This window comes from Pedobacter sp. JY14-1, assembly GCF_029269825.1.
In the GTDB taxonomy this organism is placed as follows: Bacteria; Bacteroidota; Bacteroidia; order Sphingobacteriales; family Sphingobacteriaceae; genus Pedobacter.
Genome location: NZ_JARJHU010000008.1, coordinates 685897 through 707613 on the forward strand (window position 1 = coordinate 685897; position 21717 = coordinate 707613).

23 protein-coding genes are annotated in these 21717 nt (G+C 49.6%); 3 read left to right on the top strand and 20 right to left on the bottom strand.

Annotation, left to right across the window (positions count from 1 at the left end):
- Window positions 1–16: 16 nt before the first annotated feature.
- Both P2W84_RS16610 and P2W84_RS16615 read right to left on the bottom strand, forming a co-directional pair.
- Window positions 17–550, bottom strand: coding sequence for an OmpA family protein (locus P2W84_RS16610; RefSeq protein ID WP_276091280.1), 534 nt, complete (start codon window positions 548–550; stop codon window positions 17–19).
- A 174-nt stretch (window positions 551–724) separates the two neighbouring features.
- Window positions 725–2182 carry a gluconokinase gene (locus tag P2W84_RS16615; RefSeq protein WP_276091281.1) on the bottom strand — a complete coding sequence of 486 codons (1458 nt, stop codon included), beginning with the start codon at window positions 2180–2182 and terminating at the stop codon, window positions 725–727.
- Between the two features lie 147 nt (window positions 2183–2329).
- Here P2W84_RS16615 and P2W84_RS16620 point away from each other — a divergent pair, with 147 nt between their 5' ends.
- Window positions 2330–3112 carry an NIPSNAP family protein gene (locus P2W84_RS16620; RefSeq protein WP_276091282.1) on the top strand — a complete coding sequence of 261 codons (783 nt, stop codon included), beginning with the start codon at window positions 2330–2332 and terminating at the stop codon, window positions 3110–3112.
- Between the two features lie 73 nt (window positions 3113–3185).
- Here the strand turns inward: P2W84_RS16620 and P2W84_RS16625 are convergent, their stop codons facing one another.
- From P2W84_RS16625 to P2W84_RS16635, 3 genes are all read right to left on the bottom strand, one after another.
- On the bottom strand, window positions 3186–3791 hold the full coding sequence (locus P2W84_RS16625) for a superoxide dismutase (protein ID WP_276091283.1): 606 nt from the start codon (window positions 3789–3791) through the stop codon (window positions 3186–3188).
- A 140-nt stretch (window positions 3792–3931) separates the two neighbouring features.
- A complete protein-coding gene (locus tag P2W84_RS16630; protein WP_276091284.1) occupies window positions 3932–4405 on the bottom strand; it encodes a nucleoside deaminase in 474 nt (157 codons plus the stop codon).
- Between the two features lie 10 nt (window positions 4406–4415).
- Entirely contained in the window at window positions 4416–4751 is a 336-nt protein-coding gene (locus P2W84_RS16635; protein WP_276091285.1) for a tRNA-binding protein, read from the bottom strand.
- A 68-nt stretch (window positions 4752–4819) separates the two neighbouring features.
- Between P2W84_RS16635 and P2W84_RS16640 the strand changes: the two genes are divergently transcribed.
- A complete protein-coding gene (locus P2W84_RS16640; RefSeq protein ID WP_276091286.1) occupies window positions 4820–6004 on the top strand; it encodes a class I SAM-dependent rRNA methyltransferase in 1185 nt (394 codons plus the stop codon).
- Between the two features lies 1 nt (window position 6005).
- Here the strand turns inward: P2W84_RS16640 and P2W84_RS16645 are convergent, their stop codons facing one another.
- The 7 genes from P2W84_RS16645 to P2W84_RS16675 form a co-directional block, all read right to left on the bottom strand.
- A complete protein-coding gene (locus P2W84_RS16645) occupies window positions 6006–6269 on the bottom strand; it encodes a DUF6814 family protein (RefSeq protein WP_276091287.1) in 264 nt (87 codons plus the stop codon).
- Window positions 6270–6291: 22 nt separating this feature from the next.
- On the bottom strand, window positions 6292–7827 hold the full coding sequence (locus tag P2W84_RS16650; RefSeq protein ID WP_276091288.1) for an MFS transporter: 1536 nt from the start codon (window positions 7825–7827) through the stop codon (window positions 6292–6294).
- A 61-nt stretch (window positions 7828–7888) separates the two neighbouring features.
- Complete coding sequence (locus P2W84_RS16655) at window positions 7889–8947, bottom strand: nucleoid-associated protein (RefSeq protein WP_276091289.1); 1059 nt, start codon at window positions 8945–8947, stop codon at window positions 7889–7891.
- 17 nt (window positions 8948–8964) lie between these two features.
- Window positions 8965–9759 carry a TerC family protein gene (locus P2W84_RS16660; RefSeq protein WP_276091290.1) on the bottom strand — a complete coding sequence of 265 codons (795 nt, stop codon included), beginning with the start codon at window positions 9757–9759 and terminating at the stop codon, window positions 8965–8967.
- Window positions 9760–9852: 93 nt separating this feature from the next.
- Complete coding sequence (locus P2W84_RS16665; protein WP_276091291.1) at window positions 9853–11049, bottom strand: hypothetical protein; 1197 nt, start codon at window positions 11047–11049, stop codon at window positions 9853–9855.
- The gene (locus P2W84_RS16670; RefSeq protein WP_276091292.1) at window positions 11046–11582 is read right to left on the bottom strand and encodes a hypothetical protein; all 537 of its coding nucleotides are present in this window, start codon (window positions 11580–11582) and stop codon (window positions 11046–11048) included. The genes P2W84_RS16665 and P2W84_RS16670 overlap by 4 nt, the downstream gene beginning before the upstream one ends.
- Window positions 11579–12130, bottom strand: a complete 552-nt coding sequence (locus tag P2W84_RS16675) for an RNA polymerase sigma factor (protein WP_276091293.1) — start codon at window positions 12128–12130, stop codon at window positions 11579–11581. The genes P2W84_RS16670 and P2W84_RS16675 overlap by 4 nt, the downstream gene beginning before the upstream one ends.
- 145 nt (window positions 12131–12275) lie before the next feature.
- Here P2W84_RS16675 and aspS point away from each other — a divergent pair, with 145 nt between their 5' ends.
- Complete coding sequence (gene aspS / locus P2W84_RS16680) at window positions 12276–14021, top strand: aspartate--tRNA ligase (protein ID WP_276091294.1); 1746 nt, start codon at window positions 12276–12278, stop codon at window positions 14019–14021.
- Window positions 14022–14076: 55 nt separating this feature from the next.
- Here aspS and P2W84_RS16685 read toward each other — a convergent pair whose 3' ends face one another.
- From P2W84_RS16685 to P2W84_RS16720, 8 genes are all read right to left on the bottom strand, one after another.
- A complete protein-coding gene (locus P2W84_RS16685) occupies window positions 14077–14526 on the bottom strand; it encodes a hypothetical protein (RefSeq protein WP_276091295.1) in 450 nt (149 codons plus the stop codon).
- Entirely contained in the window at window positions 14504–14887 is a 384-nt protein-coding gene (locus tag P2W84_RS16690; protein ID WP_276091296.1) for a phage holin family protein, read from the bottom strand. Before P2W84_RS16690 ends, P2W84_RS16685 begins: the two co-directional genes overlap by 23 nt.
- Window positions 14888–14906: 19 nt before the next feature.
- Window positions 14907–15173 (bottom strand): YtxH domain-containing protein, encoded by a 267-nt coding sequence (locus P2W84_RS16695; protein ID WP_276091297.1) that lies wholly within the window; start codon window positions 15171–15173, stop codon window positions 14907–14909.
- Window positions 15174–15218: 45 nt separating this feature from the next.
- Entirely contained in the window at window positions 15219–16271 is a 1053-nt protein-coding gene (locus P2W84_RS16700; RefSeq protein WP_276091298.1) for an AI-2E family transporter, read from the bottom strand.
- A 9-nt stretch (window positions 16272–16280) separates the two neighbouring features.
- A complete protein-coding gene (locus tag P2W84_RS16705; protein WP_276091299.1) occupies window positions 16281–17738 on the bottom strand; it encodes a hybrid sensor histidine kinase/response regulator in 1458 nt (485 codons plus the stop codon).
- A 5-nt stretch (window positions 17739–17743) separates the two neighbouring features.
- Window positions 17744–19300 carry a PAS domain-containing protein gene (locus P2W84_RS16710; protein ID WP_276091300.1) on the bottom strand — a complete coding sequence of 519 codons (1557 nt, stop codon included), beginning with the start codon at window positions 19298–19300 and terminating at the stop codon, window positions 17744–17746.
- A gap of 87 nt (window positions 19301–19387) precedes the next feature.
- Window positions 19388–20788: a sigma-54 dependent transcriptional regulator gene (locus P2W84_RS16715; RefSeq protein WP_276091301.1), complete on the bottom strand. Its 1401-nt coding sequence runs from the start codon at window positions 20786–20788 to the stop codon at window positions 19388–19390.
- A gap of 128 nt (window positions 20789–20916) precedes the next feature.
- Window positions 20917–21696, bottom strand: a complete 780-nt coding sequence (locus P2W84_RS16720; RefSeq protein ID WP_276091302.1) for an enoyl-CoA hydratase-related protein — start codon at window positions 21694–21696, stop codon at window positions 20917–20919.
- Between the last annotated feature and the right edge of the window lie 21 nt (window positions 21697–21717).

The following is a 21717-nucleotide window of genomic DNA, read 5'->3' on the forward strand; positions in this document are numbered from 1 at the left end:
TTATGAATTGTCCGCGCTATTTCAGGCGTTCAAACTCTACTCTCCGGTTTAGTGCACGGCCAGCCTCCGTACTGTTGGAAGCTACAGGTTGCGTGGCACCGTAACCTTTTACCTCCAGGTCGGCTCCGCTGACACCAGCGTTGATCAGGTAAGTCCGCACCGAATTGGCCCGGTCAAGTGAAAGCGATTGGTTGTGCGATGCTGAACCTTCTACGGATGAATGTCCCTTGATCAGGAATTTTACATCAGGATCTTTTTTCATCTCTCTTGCCACCTGGTCCAACACCGCGAAAGACGCCGTTTTCAACACATCGGAATTAAATTCAAACTGTACATTCCTGAAGTCGTAGTTCGGTTTTTCGGGTGCAGGTGCGGGTGCAGGCTTTTCAGGTTCAGGCTCCGGTGCAGGTTTCTCTTCTACAGGTGCCGGCTTGGCCTGCTTGGCAGGAGGGTCTGGCCATACGACTTTCTTTTTCGTCTTACAGGCATTCAGGGATATGCCGAGCAGTCCGATCAGGACCAGCAGCATCGTTTGCTTTAACGTCTTCATTTGTGCTTTTTGTTTGATTTCCATAAACCTACAAAATATCTTCTGCCTTACCCAACTAAGAACGTAATTTTACCGCCGTTCTTACTTCTCCATAGTCCACCCTGTTGAATCCAATTTTTACCGGAAAAACGTAGGTCGGATATCTATCGAACACAGGGTTGGGTCAAAGCTTGGTTAGTACCGTTGCGATTCCGACAGACGCCTGTAACCAGAAAAGCAGGTACGGTAAGCCGCATGCCTGTCCTTATCGGGTACGATCCTGTTTCCCATAATTGCAGGCTGAGGATAATCGCTGCTATATCCCAAAGCCTTCAATGCAATATAAGCCGCGCCGATGGCAGAAGCATCTTCCGTGTTGAAAAGCACCAGTTCTTTACCTGTAATATCGGCCAGCAGTTGCAGCCACAGCAGAGAATGGACAAAGCCCCCACTGACGTGGATGTGGTGAAAGTACCCGGCTTCTGCCTCCAGGCTGAGCAGCACATCCCGCAATGCATAACAGATGCCTTCCAGCACAGCCCTGGCCAGATGGCCCTGTGTATGCCGCTGTTTCAGTCCAATGAATGCCCCTGTAGCCTCTGCATTCCAGAGCGGAGCTCGCTCGCCGTTAAGGTAAGGCAAAAAAATAAGGCCATCGCTTCCCGGAGGTATCGCTTCAGCCAGGTTAAACAACCATTTGTAGTCCGTGGCAGTAAGTCCGGTCTTTCCAAAAACATTTCTCAGCAACCACTGGACCGCAATACCGCCGTTATTGACCGGACCACCGCAAACGTATGTCCGTGCATCGAGCAAATAGCAGAAAGTCATTGCTTCAGTGGCCAGAGGTCTTGGCGAGGTGGCCCGTACCGCCCCGCTGGTACCAATCGTAATGGCCGCTGTTCCCGGCTGCATGACCTGGCTGCCCAGATTAGCCGTACATCCGTCACTGGCACCGATTACAAAAGGGACGTCTAAAGGTAGTGATGAAAGTTCCGGGAGCAATAGCCGCCCGCGCTTCAGGTAACCGGTGTCTACCGGAATGCTTAGCCGGTCTTCACTTAACTTGGCCATCTCCAGGGCGCCGGTATCCCAGCGCAGGTCATGAATGTTAAAAAGACCTGTGCTTGAAGCAATGGAATAATCGACCCGGTATTCTCCGAAGAGCTTGTACCAGACGTATTCCTTTACAGAGATAAACTTGCTGGCATCATTAAAAAGCCCGGTGGCATGGCGGTGCAGCCACATCAACTTACACAGCGGTGACATGGCATGTATCGGGGTACCTGTTGCATGGTACAGAGACTTTCCCATCCCGCTTTCCAGCAAAGTCCGGGCTATTTCCGCGGCGCGGGTATCTGCCCAGGTCATTGCAGGGCATAGGGGAAGTCCATTTGCATCCACAGCCAGGAGGCTGTGCATTGCGCTGCTTAGACCGATGCAGAAGGGAGCGCCTTCAAAATGCGCCATGGCCTTCCGGATGCAGGAGCAAAATGCCCGCAAAATCTCATCCGGGTCCTGTTCGCTATATCCTGGCAAGGGGCTACAGGTCTTATAATGTTCCTGGAAAACAGCAAGGGGCTTATCATCCGTACCCAGCGCCACGGCTTTTGTACTCCCCGTACCAATATCAATGCCTAACAGGTATCTGGTCATTTTTAAATAAATAATTTTGCGATCGGCTTATACTCCAGCTTAACAAGACCTTTGCTTTATTTTGCCGGCAAAGTAAATGTAGGGAACACAATGGAAAATGCACAGAAAACGATAACTTGGACTACACAAATGTAAAACCGCATCATTATGTTCAGAACAACACTCATCATTGTTATTTTATCCGCCCTGCTGAATGGCCAGACAGCAACAGGCAAAACACCCAAAAGGGATTTTTATCAGATCAAGGTGTATCACCTGAAAGACACAGACCAGGAAAAGACTGTTGAAGCGTTCCTGGAAAAAGCCTATCTGCCAGCCCTGCACCGTGCTGGTATCGAAAAAATAGGCGTATTTAAGCCCGTTCCGGCCGCCGGAACAACCGAACTGCTGATCTATGTATTTATCCCCTTCAGCAGTTACGAGCAATTCAGTAAACTGGATCAAAGGCTCGATAAAGACAGCCGTTACCAGCAGGATGGCAGCCTGTATCTGAATGCCACGATCGCAAAGCCACCCTTTGAACGCATAGAAAGTATCCTGCTGAATGCCTTTGCCGGGAACCCTCATTTCAGTCTGCCGAAACTGAGCGGCCCTAAAAAGGACCGGATCTATGAGTTACGCAGTTATGAAGGCCCTACAGAAAAACTCTATTGGAACAAGGTAGAAATGTTTAACAAAGGTGATGAGGTCGGTCTTTTCCGGAGACTTAACTTCAATGCGGTTTTTTACGGAGAGGTAGTTTCAGGCAGCAGGATGCCTAACCTGATGTACCTGACGACTTTTGAAAACCGGGCCGACAGAGATGAGCACTGGAAGGCTTTCAGCAACGATGCTTACTGGAAGCAACTTTCCGCTAAGCCTGAATATCAGGGTAATGTTTCCAGGAACGACACGCGGTTCCTTTATCCGGTCGGGTATTCAGATATTTAAAAGAAAGCGGGATAGCCTTAAGGACTATCCCGCTTCATATTTCAGCGACCTGCAAGCCGCCAGCCTCAGAGAATTATGCTTTTTTGAAACGTTCCGCTACTGCGTCCCAGTTCACTACATTCCAGAAAGCAGAGATGTAATCCGGGCGTCTGTTCTGGTATTTCAGGTAGTAAGCGTGCTCCCATACATCCATACCCAGGATCGGAGTGCCTTTCACTTCGGCGATGTCCATTAAAGGATTGTCCTGGTTCGGAGTAGAAGAAACGACCAGTTTTTTGTCTGCACCAACGCTCAGCCATGCCCAGCCTGATCCGAAACGGGTAGCACCCGCCTCAGCGAACTTCGTCTTGAAGTCAGCAAATGAACCGAAAGCCGCATTGATGGCCTCCAGCAGTTCACCTTTAGGTTCACCACCTTTGTTTGGGCCGATCACTTCCCAGAATAGGGAGTGGTTATAGTGGCCGCCGCCATTGTTTCTAACTGCAGCAGGGAATTTCGAGATGTTTTTGATGATCTCCTCGATGCTCTGGTTAGCCTCGGGTTTACCTTCCAGCGCCTTGTTCAGGTTGGTCACATAAGCCTGGTGGTGCTTACCATGGTGAATTTCCATAGTCTGCTTATCGATATGCGGTTCTAATGCATCTGTTGCGTATGGTAACGCAGGTAATTCAAAAGCCATATTGTTAGGATTTAAGATTTATATAAAAAGTACTTACTCGACAAACTTAGTAAAATTTAGTACTAAGCTGAGCAAATATAACAGTGCACCGTTAAGTTTTGTTCAACAGTTTGTCAAGTTTGACACAGGACTGTTCAGGCTTACTTCCTCTTGTCCAGGAAAAAACGGGTCATGAGGGCACCGCAGGCTCCGGCCATCACGCCACTTTTTAATTCGGTCTTCGGATGCAGCAGCTGGCCGCCCTTTGTCGTAAAACCTCGTTTGGGCTCCGGCGCACCGTATACAACGCGGCTGACCTGCGTCCAGTAGCTGGCACCCGCACACATTACACATGGTTCTACCGTCACATACAGGGTACAGTCACGGAGGTATTTACCGCCCAGGGTCTGGGCCGCGGCGGTAAGGGCCTGCATCTCAGCATGAGCTGTTACGTCATTGAGCTGTTCGGTCAGGTTATGCCCCCTCCCAACAACCCTCCCTTTGCAGACCACAACCGCACCGATGGGGATTTCCTCCAGGTCATATGCCTTTTGGGCTTCTTGTAGTGCAAGGCCCATGAAGTGCATATCTTCTTCCTCCTGGTTCTTCTCTTCTGAAAAATTATAATAAGCCATTGGTTTAAAATCACATCATTTTGCTGCCGTCCGGAACAGTACCTGCCAGGCTGGTCAGCACAATATCGCCGTTTTCATCTGCAAAACCTGTTACGAGAAACTCGGACATGAATTTGCCGATCTGTTTTTTAGAAAAGTTGACGACTCCGACGATCTGCCGGCCGACCAGCTCCTCCTTGGTATAATGTCTGGTGATCTGCGCACTGCTTACCTTGATGCCGAGTTCGCCGAAATCTGCCCTAATCTTATAGGCCGGCTTACGGGCCTCCGGAAAATCAAAAACTTCAAGAATGGTCCCTGCCCGCAGTTCTACCTTTTCAAAATCGTTCCAGTTGATCTCTTCCATACTGATGGCGCACCGCTTTCCGCAGTCCGTCGCCTAAACTACACATTTTTTTGCCGTAATTTGCAGCCATGACCGACATCATTCTCAAAAAGGGCAAGGAAAAGGCGGCATTGCTGCGCCACCCCTGGATATTCTCCGGGGCTATTGAAAGGATCAAAGGGAAGCCTGCCAACGGCGAGGTAGTAGCTGTACGCGCGGCATCACAGGAATTCCTGGCCTATGCTTATTTCAATGACCGGAGCAGGGTAGCCCTGCGCCTGATCGAGTGGGATGAAAACAGGATCATTGACCGGGAATGGTATGCGAAAAAGCTGGGACAGGCAGTCGCCGCACGTGCACACTTGCTGGACGCGAATACCAACACCTGCAGGCTGGTATTCAGCGAAGCCGATTTTCTGCCGGGACTGATCGTAGACAAGTATGATCAGTTCCTTTCGGTGCAGGTGCTAAGCGCAGGCATTAAGAACGCGCTCGGAGATATCGTCCCGATACTCCGTGAACTGCTTTCCCCGAAAGGTATCTTTGACAAGAGTGATGCGGGCGCACAACAACACGAGGGACTGGAGACCGGGCAGGGACTGATCTGGGGCGACAACCCACCGGAATTTATCGAAGTAAGGGAAAACGGCATCAGGTACCACATCAACATTGCAGAGGGCCAGAAATCCGGCTTCTACTGCGACCAGCGTGACAACCGCAGTCTCCTGGCTGCTTATACGAAAGGCAAAAATGTACTGGACTGTTTCTGCTACAGTGGCGGCTTTACGCTGAACAGCCTGAAACAGGGTGCGGCCCATGTCACCAGTGTCGACAGTTCAGCGCTGGCAGTAGAGACCCTGCAGCACAACCTCTTGCTGAATGGCTTTGAGTTATCCCGGCAGCGGAGCATACAGTCAGACGTCAACAAACAACTGCGGGCTTTCCGGGATGAGGGGGAACTGTTCGATGTCATCGTGCTTGACCCCCCCAAATACGCGCCTTCCCGTTCTGCACTGGACAGGGCCGCAAGGGCCTATAAAGACCTGAACCGCCTGGGAATGCTGTTGCTGAAACCCGGCGGACTGCTGGCGACCTATTCCTGTTCCGGAGCAGTAAGTCTGGAGACCTTTAAGGAGATCATTGCCTGGGCCGCGCTCGACGCCGGTCGTGAAGTACAGGTGCTGCGACAGTTCTGCCAGCCTGAAGACCATCCGGTACGGGTTTCTTTTCCCGAGGGAGAATACCTGAAGGGGCTACTCCTCCGGGTGCTGTAACTTATTCGGCGATCTTCTCTTCGTTAAGTCCGGGCTCACTGACGTCGTACTCACCTTTCAGCGCATAGTAGCCAAAAATCACCAAACCGATGCCTATGGGGATAAAGATAAACAGGATAATGCCCCATTGCAGTGCTGTATTGGTGCGTGCCACCCCTTCTGCCGCCAGGCCGGTCTTTTCCCTGGCCTGCATAAACAGGAAAACAACTGCGGCCGGGCCAAGTATCATCCATAGTAGCCCGAGCATTCTTTTTAATCTGTTCATAATTTCTTTATAATCATTAAAATCAATGTTCTGGTTCATGATGTTCCGGCTGCCTGTTCGACAGGTAGACCGCGCCAACGACAAAGCTCAGTGTCGCAATACCAATCGGATACCATAACCCCGACAAAGGCGTAGCGCCCTTAAAACTGGCAATCAGGGTAGCGATAAAAGGCACCAGGCCACCGAAAACCCCATTGCCGACATGGTACGGAAGGGACATCGAGGTATACCTGATCTTGGTAGGAAACAGCTCTACCAGAAAGGCTGCAATCGGTCCGTAAACCATGGTAACGAGCAGGATCTGGAAGAAGATCAGCCCTACAAACTTCCAGAACACGGGGGCGGGGAGTTGTTTATCCTTATACAAGGTCTCGCCCTGCAAAGGAGCTTTCGAAGGATCTGCGAAGCGGGTCAGTTGCGCTGCCCGGGTATAAGCCGTGCCATCCTTAAGCACGATCCGGGTCTGGGTCGTGATGAGGCTGTCCCCACGCTCACCGACAGGTGTGATCACCGGAGCAATGTCCGTGCTGCTGAATATCGCCTCAGGCTGTACATGGCTCACATCAGTATCCGTCAAAAAAACCTGGTAGACTGGCCGGTAAAACAAGATCCCCAGCAGCATTCCTGTCAGCATGATCCATTTACGTCCAACTCTGTCGCTCCAGGAACCAAAGACCACAAAAAAGGGCGTTGCAAAGGCGATCCCCCAGAGCAGAATGTATCTCGAGTCATTAAAATCAAGCTTACAGGTATTCTCCAGAAAGGATTGCGCATAAAACTGGCCTGTATACCAGATCACCCCCTGGCCCATCGTTGCCCCGAAAAGGGCCAGCAAAACCATTTTAAAGTTTTCCTTGTGACTAAAGCTCTCCTTCAGCGGGTTTTTGGAAACCTTGCCTTCCGTCTTCAGTTTTGAGAACAGCGGTGACTCATGCATCTTCATCCGGATATAAATGGACACGCCGACCAGCAGAATAGACAGCAGGAAAGGCACACGCCAGCCCCAATCTGCAAAAACAGTTGCTCCAAGCATATTCTTGGTCACAACGATCACGCCCAGCGACAGGAAGAGCCCGCCTGTCGCCGTAGTTTGTATCCAGCTGGTAAAGAAGCCCCGCTTTCCCGCAGGCGCATGCTCGGCCACGTAAGTTGCCGCACCGCCATACTCGCCACCCAGCGCGAGGCCCTGGACCAGTCTCAGCAGCAGTACCAGGACAGGTGCCGCATAGCCGATCTTGCTGTAAGAAGGGATCAGGCCGATCAGAAAGGTAGAACCACCCATCAGCACCAGCGTAAGCAGAAAAGTATACTTGCGTCCGATCAGGTCGCCCAGACGGCCAAAGACCAATGCCCCGAATGGCCTTACGATAAACCCCGCCGCGAAAATAGCCAGGGTATTGATCAGTGCGGAAGCGCCCGCATCTGCAGGAAAGAGCTGGGCTCCGATAATGGTAGCCAGGCTACCGAAAATATAAAAATCATACCATTCGATCAGGGTGCCGAGAGAAGACGCACCGATAACCTTGAAAATACTGTTGTTCTGTGTTTCCAATTGCATACTGGGGTTTAAATTTGGCTTAAAGACTAAGCTACAATTAATCCCCGAATAACCTGAACATTTACTGCTCTTCCCGGAAATATACCTTGTAATAATTCATTGACTTGTCGTCGTCGAACCCTTTCTCGATGAGATCTTTGTTCCCATGAATATAGATATGAAAGTTCTTGTCGAGCTTCAGCACGCTTTTATAGACCCGCGCCTGCTTTTTTACAGCGGCATCAGAGATGTCAAAACTATCGGGGATCGGCGTATCGAATTCTTCCTCGTAGCTTTTCTTGTAGTTTTTGAAGGACTCGATACCTTCGGCATTTCCGATCACTTCGTTGGAAAACTCTTCCAGATCAAAGCTTTCCTTCTCCTTGAAATACTTCATGGATTTGTTCAGGAGGTCGATTTTATCAGCTTTGGAAATTTCAAATTCCTCATCCAGCTTTTCAGTAACGAAGTTCTTGTATACGCCCAGGACGCTTGCAGTCTGGTTAAAATTGTCATTCCGTATGCGCAGTTTAAGGAATTCGTCCTTCCAGTATACCGCAGTTTCCGAACTGCGGTTGGTCTGGTCGATGACCGCAACACGGTAGCCCTCTTCCTGGTCGGTATTGAAGATCAGGCAACCCTTGTCCAGCTTATGGATATTGATCGCATCCTGCTCATAGCTCAGCCCAAAACCGGCATTTTCAGGATATACCCTTAAATAAGTATCCCTGTTTTCAGACTTGAACAAACCGATCGCGTCATATAGCTGCCCCTCCATTTGTACATTCTCGAAGTAGGCCACATAAAGTTCTCCTGCTTTTATCTTAGGATGGCCAGACACTTCAAACAGGTGTTTGGCCACCTCCTGGCTAAACTCATGAAAACGGCTGTCGTCCCTGAAGATCTCTGACGCGAAATGATAGATTTCATTAAGGTTCAGATCGGAGTTGGCATGAAAAAAACGATAGATTTCGTTGTTCTTTTCAAAAGGTGACAGGAAATACTGTTGCAGGATGTTGCTGAGCAGGTTGTCCTGAAGGTTAACCGGCTGTTCAGACAATACATAAAATTCATCCTGTGATTTATTGCCGACCCTATGGACCGACAGCTCCGCCAGGGAGGCTTCATAGAAGGAGATCATCCGTAATTAAGGTAAGGTTATGATTGCAGCTCGTCTTCCTCTGCTGGGGTGTTCCTTAATCTTACCGGCTTCTCGGCGTTCTTTTTCATCTTCAGGTTCAACATCTCCACCATCACCGAGAAGGCCATGGCAAAATAGATGTACCCTTTAGGGATATGCTGGTCAAGCCCTTCGGCCAGCAAGGAAACGCCAATAAGCAGCAGGAAAGAAAGCGCCAGCATTTTTACTGTAGGGTGGTTGTTCACAAAGTTGCTGATGCCATTTGCGGAAAACATCATAATGATCACGGCAATGACCACCGCGGCAATCATCACCTCTACGTGTTCCGCCATACCCACTGCTGTAATGACAGAATCCAGGGAGAAGACAATATCCAGTAACAGTATCTGCACAATCACACCGGAAAAGGAATGCACTTTACCTTTGGCCTGCTTCTCCTCTTCACTTTCGAGCTTGTCATGGATCTCATGCGTGCTTTTATAGATTAGAAAGAGCCCCCCGATGATCAGGATCAGATCCCTTCCCGAAATCTCCAGCTTGTGCAGCCATTCCGGATCAGTTATACTAAACCATCCCCCCATACTGAACAACGGGCTGGTGAGCGTCATTACCCAGCTCAGGGAAAGCAACAACAGCACACGTGTGATCATGGCAAGCCCAAGCCCTAACTGCCGGGCTTTTTTCTGCTGCCCGGCCGGCAGTTTGCCGGAAAGGATAGAAATGAAAATAATGTTGTCTATACCGAGTACGATTTCAAGTACAGTCAGGGTAAGAAGTGAGATCCAGGCTTCCGGGCTGCTCAAAAATTCCATAGCGATGCAAATATGGGGCTAAGATATAAAAAAAGCTTGCTGAAATCATCAACAAGCTTTAGTCGTGTTTGTTTGGATATTCCCCGGACCGGGTCACTTGATCGTAACGCCACCGTAGTCTGACTTGATGCGTACGGAGCCCCCTCCGCCCTTACCAATCCGGCCAGTATAATTTTTAGATGTCCCCGAATCGTTGCCAGATGTCTTTACTGAGACTCCATCTCCATAATTGAAACCCGCATAACTGGTGCGGACTTCCAGGTCTGCATCGTAGCCGGACACAAAGCCCAGGTTGATGTTGAGGTATCCCCCGTCTATCACCAGCGTCTTGCAGGCCTGAGAAATATTACTGATGTTCAGGTTATTGTATTGCATGTTAAAACTGCCGTCTCCTTTCAGGCTCCCGATACTGGTACCCGTATACTGCGCATTGAGGCTGATCTTGCCTGCCGAACCGATACTGAGGTTATTGTATTGCTGCCTGATCTGCGCGTTACCTTTAATGGTGTTGATCTTCACATTGGTATATTGGGCATTGAGATCAAGGTTGTCTACGCTGGCAATGGTCAGTCCCGCTCCGTATTGTTGTTTAATGCGCAGATCACCGCTGAGGCTGCCCAGATTTACGGCTGTATACTGAGCGTCAATGTCCAGGGTGCCACCTGCACTGATGTTCAGGCCGGAGCCGTACTGCTGCTTCACGGTGGCATTGCTCAGCCTGGCGATATTGGTATTGCCATACTGCACGGAAACATAGTTGCTGTTATTATCAAGATTACCTGCGTTCAGATTGCCATACTGCACTTTAATATACAAAGGTCCCGAAAAATCGCCCATCGTAATGTTGCCATAGTTCTGCGACATGGTCAGCGAGTTGGACGCCGGCAGATACACTACATAATCGATCTTTACCTCTCTTCTCCATTTCTTACCCCATTTGCTGCCACTGCCCCAGTCACCGCCCTGGTCCATCTTTGTTTTGAATACAATCTGGTCTCCCGATTTGCCGGCTTCGATAACCACATCATCCAGCAGTTTTCTTGCTTCGCCTTCTTTAGTGCTGTATGCTCTAATCTCCGCATCAACCTTTACCTCCTTCCGGTCCCAGGTCTTCACCTGGGTAGATCCGTATTGATTGCTGATAACGATCTTATCGCCGCGATCTGCGGGAAAGCTTTTACTGAAGGTTTTTGACAGGCCTTCGTCCGCTGCCTGCCCGGGGTCTCCGGTGCCGGCATATGCCACCGCCGTGGCATATGTCATGATGACTGCTAATACTATTCTTCTCATATGCTGTTTTCTTTATTCGTGTTACTGTATTCATTGACTTCGTTGATGATCATCAGCTGCTGGGTAATGACCTGCAGCTGAAGTTTCAGGTTCTTTACCATCGCACCCGCCACCGCCCTTGGGTTCGGACTCGTTTTCAGCTCGTTTTTCAGCTGATCGTAGTCTGCGCTCAGCTGATCCAGGTCGGCACTGAACTGCCGGTAGAGCTTCGGGTTTGCCTTTGCATATATCTGCAGACTATCTTTTTTTTCTTCGATCAGGCTGGCAAACTGCATTTCCTTCCTGGCCAACGTTGGGTTCAGTCCTGCAAGGGCTGGCTTATGTTGCTGATCACGATAGGTATATATAAAAATAGCCGTCAGGATTACGGTCAAGGATGCAGCTATACCTAACCACAACGGCACCCTCCAGGGCTTTTTTAGCTTTTCCCTGTCCAGCTCGTTCACAATTCTGCTCCAAAGCTGGTCCGAAGGCCCATCGGCATCAAACGACTTCCGGTGTTCCCTGATGTATTCTTCCAGTTTTTTACTCATCTCTGTACTCCTCTCTTTTCTAGTAAGCTGTTTAATCTCATTTTTGCCCTCATATACTGGCTGCGCGAGGTATTCTCCGATATCTTCAGGATATGGGCAATCTCCTCATGGTCATATCCCTCAAACAGATATAGGGTCAGTACCACCCGGTAACCATCGGACAGCATCGCAACGGCCTCCCTTATCTCGTTTACACGCAGTTCCAACTCCAAGGCGTCCTCCTGCTCAGGCTCCGCAACATCGACATCTTCAATGGGGACAAGTTCTGCCTTGCGCTTTCTCAGCAGGTTGATCGACTTGTTGATCACGATCTGCTTCATCCACAATCCGAAAGTCGTTTCGCCCCGGAAGTTCTCCAGACGGGTAAAGGCATCCAGAAAAGCTTCCTGCAATACATCTTCCGCTTCTGCAGCATGATTGAGAATACGCAGGGCAACGTTGTACATCGCCTTCACATACAGTTTATATAGTTCAAACTGCGCCTTCCGGCTGCCGTTGCGGCACTGAGTGACCAGGTCTTTATGTTTATCAATGTATGCCGTTTCCAAGGTTGGTTGGTTTTGCCTAAAGGACAGCGGAGGATTTTAAAACGTTGCACAGCCGCGTGAAATATTTTAAATATAGTTTTTAAAATCACCGGTGGATAAAATATGTTGTTCAAAATCAATATTTTTGCCGCAAATATTTTTTTGAATGTTAAGAACAACTACTTGCGGCGCTTTGACGATCAGTAATTTAGGGGAAACAGTTACCCTCTGCGGATGGGTACAGAAATCCAGGGACCTGGGCGGGATGACTTTCATTGATATCCGGGACCGCTATGGCATCACTCAGCTGGTATTTAATATGGATGACGATCAGGACCTCTGCAAAGCTGCCCGTAATCTCGGCCGGGAATTTGTGATCAGCGCAACAGGCATGGTGGTCGAACGTTCCAATAAGAACCTGAAAATACCCACGGGCGAGATCGAGATTAAAATGACTGGTCTCAACGTACTTAATGCCGCCAAACTGCCCCCGTTCCTGATCGAGGACGAGACCGATGGCGGTGACGACCTGAGGATGAAATACCGTTATCTGGACCTGCGCAGGAATCCGGTACGCAATAACATGGTTTTGCGCCATAAGATGGCCCAGGCTGTGCGCCGCTACCTTGACGCAAAGGATTTTATAGAAGTAGAAACTCCGGTACTGATCAAGTCCACACCAGAAGGAGCCCGGGACTTCGTCGTACCCAGCCGCATGAACCCCGGTGAATTCTATGCATTGCCCCAATCCCCGCAGACCTTCAAACAATTGCTGATGGTATCCGGCTTTGACCGCTATTTCCAGATCGTGAAATGTTTCCGGGACGAAGACCTGAGGGCAGACCGTCAGCCGGAATTTACCCAGATCGACTGTGAGATGTCATTCATCGAGCAGGAAGACATTTTGAATGTTTTTGAAGGCCTTATACGCACCCTTTTCAAAGAGATCAAAGGTATTGATCTGCCAGAAGTGCCCCGTATGCAATACTCAGATGCCATGCGCCTTTATGGTTCCGACAAACCAGATACCCGTTTCGGTATGCAATTCACCGAGCTGAATGATGTAGTAAAGGGAAAAGACTTCGCCGTGTTCGACAACGCGGAACTGGTGGTGGGTATCAACGCCAAAGGCTGCGCGGGTTATACCCGCAAGCAGATGGATGAACTGACCGACTTTATCCGGCGCCCGCAAATCGGGGGCACCGGTCTTATTTATATGCGCCATAATGAGGACGGGTCCCTGAAGTCTTCTGTAGATAAGTTTTATGACGAAGCGTCCCTGAAACTTTGGGCCCAAGCCTTTAACACTGAGCCAGGTGACCTGGTTCTGATCATGGCCGGGCAAAAAGACAAGGTAAGAAAACAACTGAACGAGCTCCGTCTGGAAATGGGCACCAGGCTTGGCCTGAGAGATAAAAATACCTTTAGCGCACTTTGGGTACTGGACTTCCCTTTACTGGAATGGGACGAAGAAAGCAATCGTTATCATGCCATGCACCACCCGTTCACTTCTCCGAAACCTGAGGACATTGACATGCTGGACACAGCCCCGGGCGAAGTCCGTGCCAACGCCTATGATATGGTCATCAATGGTACAGAGATCGGTGGCGGCTCTATCCGTATCCACGACCGGGAGCTGCAATCGCTGATGTTCAGACATCTCGGTTTCTCGGCTGAGGAAGCACAGAAGCAGTTTGGTTTCCTGATGGATGCCTTTGAGTTCGGCGCCCCTCCGCATGGCGGGATCGCCTTTGGCTTCGACAGGTTATGTTCTATTTTCGCAGGACTGGACAGTATCCGCGACGTGATCGCCTTCCCCAAGAACAATTCCGGAAGGGACGTGATGATCGACAGCCCCGCAACCATAGACCAAAAGCAAATGAACGAACTGAAGATCAGGTCTGTCCTGTAAACAGACAGATACCAAACAAAAAGGGCCGCGCATGCGCGGCCCTTTTTGTTTAAGGTCAGTACGATTCACTGTCCGGCGGAATACCATAGTCGATGACCGTCTCAGTCTTTACCTTTTTCTTTTTAGCGCCGGTAAACCACGACTTTACCGAATTGAAAATTGCCGAAAGATGTTCTGCGTCCAGGGCTTTGCCAACCTTGCCGGAAGCAAGTCCGACAACAGCCTTGGTCAGGATACCCGATCCACGGAATAAGGTACTGTTCATCAGCAAGGGCAATACCCATGACATAATCGTACTGCTGATATTGTATTTTTCGTCAACCTTAAGCAGCGCCGACGGTGCAGCATACTTCTTAATGACCGCACCGGGAGTGAACTGGTGCAGATAAATCTTCACGTCTTTCACCAGCATTTCCCCCTGAAGGGTATGCTCCGCTTTCAGCTGGCAGACCATTGCATGCAGCTCTTCCAGGTTCTTAATGTCATATTTTCTGCTCTTCCTCATCTTTATCTGCCAGTTTGTTGAAGTAATTCCTGATGGTAAAATTGATGATCGCCTTTTCGATAAATTTGTCCTTCGTCCAGTATACCAGTAAAGCCAGGAACAGGTAGATCGCCGCAACGCAGCCAAAACCCCTGGTAAAACTGCCCAATATATCCGACAGGAAAAAAGCCAGGGTAACTGTTCCGAACAAAAAGGCCAGCACAAAGCAGACGACGACCGTAGCATTGGTCACCAGGTCAGCAAATATCTTTGAGGTCTTTTCCAAAAGATACAGCCTGGTATGCGCAATGCGCGTGTCCAGGTAGGCCTGGACATCATGGTACAGGTCTTCAATACTCTTTTCTTTGTCTCGTTGCTCCATCGGTTGTGTTCAGGCGTCCCTATGCGTGTTCGATATCGTCTGCAAATTCTTCCTCTGTCTGGCGGAGTTTGCTTTTCACTGAACCAACCACCTTGTCCTTCAGCGCATTCAGGCTGTTGATTTCATCAGCAGCACGATCTTTGATCGACTCGCCAAGATCTTTCAGCGACTGGCTTAGTTTGTCACGAGTCTCACTTCCCTTATCCGGTGCGAACAAGAGTCCCAATGCCGCTCCGGCAGCTAAACCAGCCAGTAAGGCTACCAATACTTTTGAATTGTCATTCATGATTCCTTGTAATTTTTGTTAAACAATCAGTTGCTGGAACTTTTACTATAACTCGTCTTGTTCCGAAATTGTTTTTATTCTTTCGAGTCTTTCGGAAGCCATAGCACTCGTTTCATATATTTTGACCAATAATACGAAATAAGAGATTAATAGCGGGCCGAAAACGAGGCCTAAAATTCCGAAGAGAGGTATACCAATAACCACGCCAAGTACCGTGATTACAGGATGGATATTACCTACACGTTTAGCGATCATGAACCTCAATACATTATCGATGTTAATAATGACCACAAAACCAAAGATCAGCATTGCCCAGCCTGAAAAATTGTTGCCATTGGCAATCTGTACTAAAGCCGCAGGCACAAAGACAACCGGAGGACCCAATACCGGCACAAATGAGATAAACGTTGTAATCACTCCCCAGAACATAGGGTCCCGGTATCCCAGCACATAAAAGGACAGCCCGACCAGAGCGCCCTGAACCATCGCAATGAATCCCTGCCCAAGCACATTGGCATAGGTTGTATTGCGCATTTCTTCCGCGAAACGCTGCGCATTCTGGGCCCTGAAAGGGGCGTATTTCAGCAAGGCCCCTTCAAACTTCTCCCGCTCTACCAGCATAAAATACAGCAGAAAATACATCAGCAACAGGCCAAGTACAATATTGAAGGCCCCTGAGATCAGCGAAGGGAAAAGCCCTGTTGCCCATACACCCGCCTTTTGCAGCCCATCTTCCACCAGATCCTGCAAATCTCCGCTGATCGGCAGCAGATGTTTAAGTTTATACAACGTATCCTTGAAATATCCGGGATTGTTCTGCAGTTCAGCGATCTTTTCCAGAACCATACTGCTCAGCCCATAAAACGGCAATACAAGCACGACAACTGAAACAAACAGCAGAAGCACAGCAGCTACGCCCCGGTTAAACCTCTTGCCGGAAGTCAGGTAGATAAATCCGGGGCGCAGAATCGTATAGAGGACCAGGGTGCTCAGAATAGCGCCGAATATTCCCTGTAACGAGTACAGAATGATAATGCCCAGTACAATGATGATCAACAGGTTGATCTGGGTCCGCTGTTTATAGTTAAATATTGACATTTTCCAAACTTACTGCCAGACAGGCCCTTCATGATATACCGGTATACGGATCAGGAACAGGCTTCCCTTATCCAGCGGCTTCAGCGCAATGCTTCCGTTGTGCGTTGTCAGGACACGCTGGGCATGGGTCAGGCCCAGGCCATTCGCCCGTTTCTTGGTGGTAAAGAAGGGTTCAAATATCTTATCTCTGTTTGCAGGGCTAACCCCGCCGCCGTTGTCTTCGATACGGATCTCAAACATCGCCTGATCAGAAGTACTCGAAATGCGTATTTCCTTCGGGTATGCAGACATGGCCTCTGCTGCATTCCTGATCACGCTACTCAGGGCCACCTTGATCTTTGCCTTGTCCAGCAGGACTTTATGTCCAGGTTCCTCCAATTCCCGGGTCAGCCGGATGCCATGTCCGACAATCAGTTCTTCAGCCTCTTTCAGCGTCTCCTCGATCACTTCACTGAGGCTGTGTCGCTGAAGGTTAAGCGTTTTCGTCTCTGTACTGGAAATAAAGTTCTGTATCAGCTGGCTTACACGGTCGCAGTTGGTCTTAATGATCTCCAGGCAACCCTGTACCGACTCATTATAGGAAAGCTCCTGGTCAGAGGCCAGTTCGTCTACCGCCAGGTTAATGGTAGACAACGGGTCCCGGATCTCCTCTCCCAGTCCCTTGGCGATATGTTCCGAAATCGACATCTTACCCATGTTAACAGATTTTTCCTCGATATGTTTTCTGTAGCTAAGGTCGCGGATAATCGTATGATAGACCTCTGCCACGCTTACCAGATCGGTCTGGATAAAAGAAGACAAACTGCAATGGTAATACTGCCCCTCACGTCCCTTCAGTTCACATTCAAAATCGTTCAGTGAACCGTTCTTCTCCAGCAGGTTGCGGAATCGCTCTGCATCTTCAATACGCCTGAACAATATTGCATCGGGCAACTGAAGCAATTCTCCGGGGCTATAGCCAAAAAATCTTTCCCCTGCCGGATTGATGCTATGTATCCTTCCTGCGGGGTCAGACACCAGGATCGGATCATTGGCCTGCTCAAACACGGCCCTGTAACGACGCTCACTGTCCCGGACTGCCTTCAACCCCGCCGCCTGCTTCATTGAATAACGGATACTTCTTTCCAGAACACCAGCATCGATATCATCCTTCACCAGATAGTCGGCCGCTCCCAGGTCCATGGCCTGTTCATCAATATTCCGGTCACCTTTACCGGTAAGAATGATGATCGGCTCCATACAACCAGAATTGATGGCTTCTTTCAGCAGGTCTATGCCAGTTCTCTTTCCCAGCCTGTAATCGACCAGGTATACATCATATGCCCGTTTAAGTACTCCTCCGATTCCCTTCTCATAACTATCGGCCCAGTCCAGCTGAAAGGCCGCCCCCAGCTTCCTGAATACCGTTCTGGTCAGCACATAATCATCCTCGTCGTCATCAATCAGTAAAACCTTTACCTGTTTCATTTATGTTATTGGTTCCTTTTAGTTTGTTTCACCGGTAGAAAAACGGTAAATACCGCTCCCTTGCCCTTTTGTCCTTCTGCACGGATCAACCCTGAGTGGTTATCCGCAATTTTTTTACAAATGGCCAGTCCAATCCCCGTGCCACTGTACTCGGCACGCGGGTTCAGCCTGTGGAAAATATCAAAGATGCGGCCCGCATCTTCCGCATCAAACCCGATCCCATTATCGCGGATGCTCAGCTCCGCATATTGCGCACCTGGAACCAGTTCCCCCGTTTCCAGTTCGTGGCCAAAGATCACCCTGCCGACTATAGAGATCTCCGGCAACCTGCCCGGTACCGTAAACTTAAGTGCATTGCCCAGCAGGTTCATAAAAAGCTGGTACAGCTGGGACTGAATCCCGTCTATGACCTGTTCAGCTTTCAGTTCCACTTTTGCCTGCTGCTGTTCAATGGTATAATCCAGGCTCTGCAGTACTTCCCGCAACAACACCCCTAGTTCAAGGGGGATAAAATCGCGGTGGGCCCTGGTCGCCCTGGAAAAGGCCAGCAGGTCATTGATCAATATGCGCATGCGTTCTGCCGCATTGCCCATGCGTTCAAGATAATCCACGGCCTCAGTATTTTCCTGTTCTGGCAAAAGCGCCTTCAACCGCTCCCCAAAAGCCTTTATTTTTCTTAACGGCTCCTGCAGGTCATGTGAGGCTACATAAGCAAACTGCTCCAGCTCCTGATTCGACCTGTTCAATTCTGTCACCTTTTCCTCCAGCTGTACCTGTGCCTTTCGTAATTCAGTTACGTCCTGCGTATTACCAATATAAGCAAAATCGTTCAGACCGATCTTCCGGTATTCAGCAGTAGACAATACATACCTGATCTCGCCTGAAGGCCTGACGATACGGTAGCTCGTCCTGAAAGATCGCTTGGTCTTCAAAGCAGCCAGGAAATCGCGTGCGAAGAACCGCTGGTCTTCCTCATGTACCAGCGAAGCGTACCAGGGCAGACTTACGAACACCGAATGCGGCAGGAAACCATGAATATTGTACATTTCATCTGACCAGAGTAAAAACTCCCGGTCTTCTATCCACTCCCAGCTGCCGTTGTGCGACACCATTTCTGCCTCCCGCAGCAGCGTCTCATTAATCTTCAGCTTCAGCACGGCCTCTTTTTGCTGTGTAATGTCCTGCAGGGTACCGACGAGTTTATTTTCCTGGACCATATAAAAGCCCTGGGCCAGCACATATTTCCTGATCCCGGAAGACAACATAATCTGATACTCTACGGCAAAAGCAGACTGGTTGCGGATGGCAGACTGCAGTTCCTTGCTGACTTTCTCACGATATTCTGGGACAATATAGGCTTCACTTGCCGCTACCGTCAGCCCTGACTTCCTGTCTTCAATCCCGTAAATCCGGTACAGCTCCTCTGACCAGTTCAGCAGTTCCTGCTCCGGAAAATATTCCCAGGTCCCCAGGCTCGACACACGTCCGGCCAGGGACAGCAGTTCCGCCTTTGCGGAAAGCTGAACAACCTGTTTTTTCAGCGCCGATACTTCGTTCCTCATTCCCGCCGTTTTCCGCACTTCGCGAAAAATGCAATACAGCAACCCCAGTACAGCTGCAAAGGCTATGGCGGCTGTGATCAGCAAGGTTTAATTTTCAAGGTTGATCGCCTTCATTTTGTTGTATAAAGTCTTTCGGTCTATATTCAGTACCTTGGCCGCTTTGGTCTTGTTAAAATTGACCTCGCGCAAAACCCTGAGGATCGTTTCGTACTCGGCCTCCTGGGCCGCATTTTTCAGGTCTCTGGGTTTTTCCGTCTTCGTGATCGAGTTTTCTATTGCCGTTGCCTTGGCATAGGTAGAGATCTCCAATGGCAATGCCTTTACCTGGATGATGTCTGTCTCCGCAAGCAAAGCAGCCCTTCTGACCACATTTTTGAGTTCCCTGACATTGCCCGGCCAGTTATAGGTAAGGAAACATTCTTCCACTTCTTCCGAAAAGCCCTTCACATTTTTCCCGAGATCATGGTTGGCCATTTCCAGAAAGGTACCGGCAAAGATCATAATGTCCTTGCCCCTGTTGCGCAACGGCGGCAGATCAATGGAAAATTCATTGAACCGGTGAAAAAGATCTTCCCTGAACCTTCCCTTCTGAATAGCGGCCGACAGGTTCTCGTTGGTCGCCACAATAATACGTACATCCAGATCGATCTCCTTGGTACTGCCGATACGCTTGATCTTACGTTCCTGCACTGTCCTCAGCAACGCTGCCTGGATATCATAAGACAGGTTGCCCACTTCATCCAGAAACAGCGTACCTCCGTTTGCCATCTCAAAATGCCCGATCTTGGTGAATAACGCTCCGGTAAATGAGCCCTTTTCATGTCCGAAAAATTCGCTGCCCGCAAGCTCCTTCGTCAGAGAACCGCAGTCCATAGCCACAAAGGGATTGTTCTTCCTTGGGCTGTTCAAATGTATTGCCTTAGCCACCGATTCCTTCCCTGTGCCGCTTTCCCCCATCAGGATCACGCTGTAAGGCGTCGGGGCTACCAGCTGGATCTGCTTCATCAGTTCACGGGAAGCAGGGCTGTTTCCGGACACAAAGTTTTCCGCCGGGCTATAGGTCAGTTTAGCGGACTTCTGCTTGGGAGCATCCTGCGCCGGTTCCAGAGCAGCCGTGTTCAGGGCAAGCTGCGTTTCTATGGCCTTGTTGATGGTGTTCAGGATCTCATCGGGATACAATGGCTTGGTAATGTAGTCATAGGCACCCAGCTTGATCAGTTCTACTGCCAGTTTGATGTCGGAATATCCCGTAATAATGATCACTCCTGTGCTCGGGTATTTTTCCTTGATCCTGATCAGCATTTCCTTGCCGTCTGTATCTTCCAGCCGGTAGTCGCACAATACAAGGTCATAGGACTCTTTGGTAAGGTATTCCATGGCGGCAACACCGCTTGTCGCAGTGGAAACACTGAAGGAATTTCTCATCAGGAATCTGGACAGGAGCACGCCGATGTTGACTTCATCATCGACGATCAATATCTTTCTCATAGGGCCAGGGTTAAGGCGTTCTTTACTGGGAAATAAATATAGTTAGTTTTTCTTTAGTGGGAAATTTTCTCTACACTTTTTAACAAAAAATCCCCCAATATCAACGACAACCTACTGATAATCAATGCTCACGTTCCAATAAAAGAAGCTTTTCTTTTTTCCAGAAATGCCGCTACTCCTTCTCTGAAGTCAGCCGTTCCAAAACATTGGCCGAACTCACGGATCTCGGTTTCAAAACCTTCGCGGCCCCCGGAAGCATTCACCGCCCTTATTGCGGCGGCAACCGCCAGCGGCGCCCTTGACCTGATCTGCTCCAATATCGATACCGATTTGGTCTGCAGTTCTGCTCCCGGCACGACATAATTGACGAGGCCTATCTTCTCCGCCTGTTCCGCCCCGATCATTTCTGCCGTAGTGATCATTTCTATTGCCCTGCCTCTTCCGATCAGCCCTGCCAGCCGCTGGGTCCCGCCGTATCCCGGGATAAGGCCAAGTGTCACTTCCGGCAGCCCGAACCTGGCTTGATCCGATGCGACGCGGATATGGCAGGCCATCGCCAGCTCGAGCCCGCCTCCCAGCGCAAAACCATTGATCGCTGCGACCACAGGCTTAGGGCAATTTGAAATGGCATCAAATACCTGCTCTTGTCCTCTCCTTGCAAGCGCTTCACCGTCCTCCGGGCCGAGGGTTGCAAATTCAGAAATATCGGCTCCGGCCGCAAAAGCCTTTTCACCCGCTCCCGTCAGCAGAACCCCTCTTACCTCCCGGGTCTGCGCAGCAAATTCGATTTGCTGCGCAAGTTCTTCCAATGTTTCGCGGTTCAGGGCATTGAGTTTGTCTGGTCTGTTGATCGTCAGGTACAATACCTGTTCTTTCAGTTCTCTGAGGATATTCCGTCCGGCACTCATAAATTATACAGTAGTTGACAG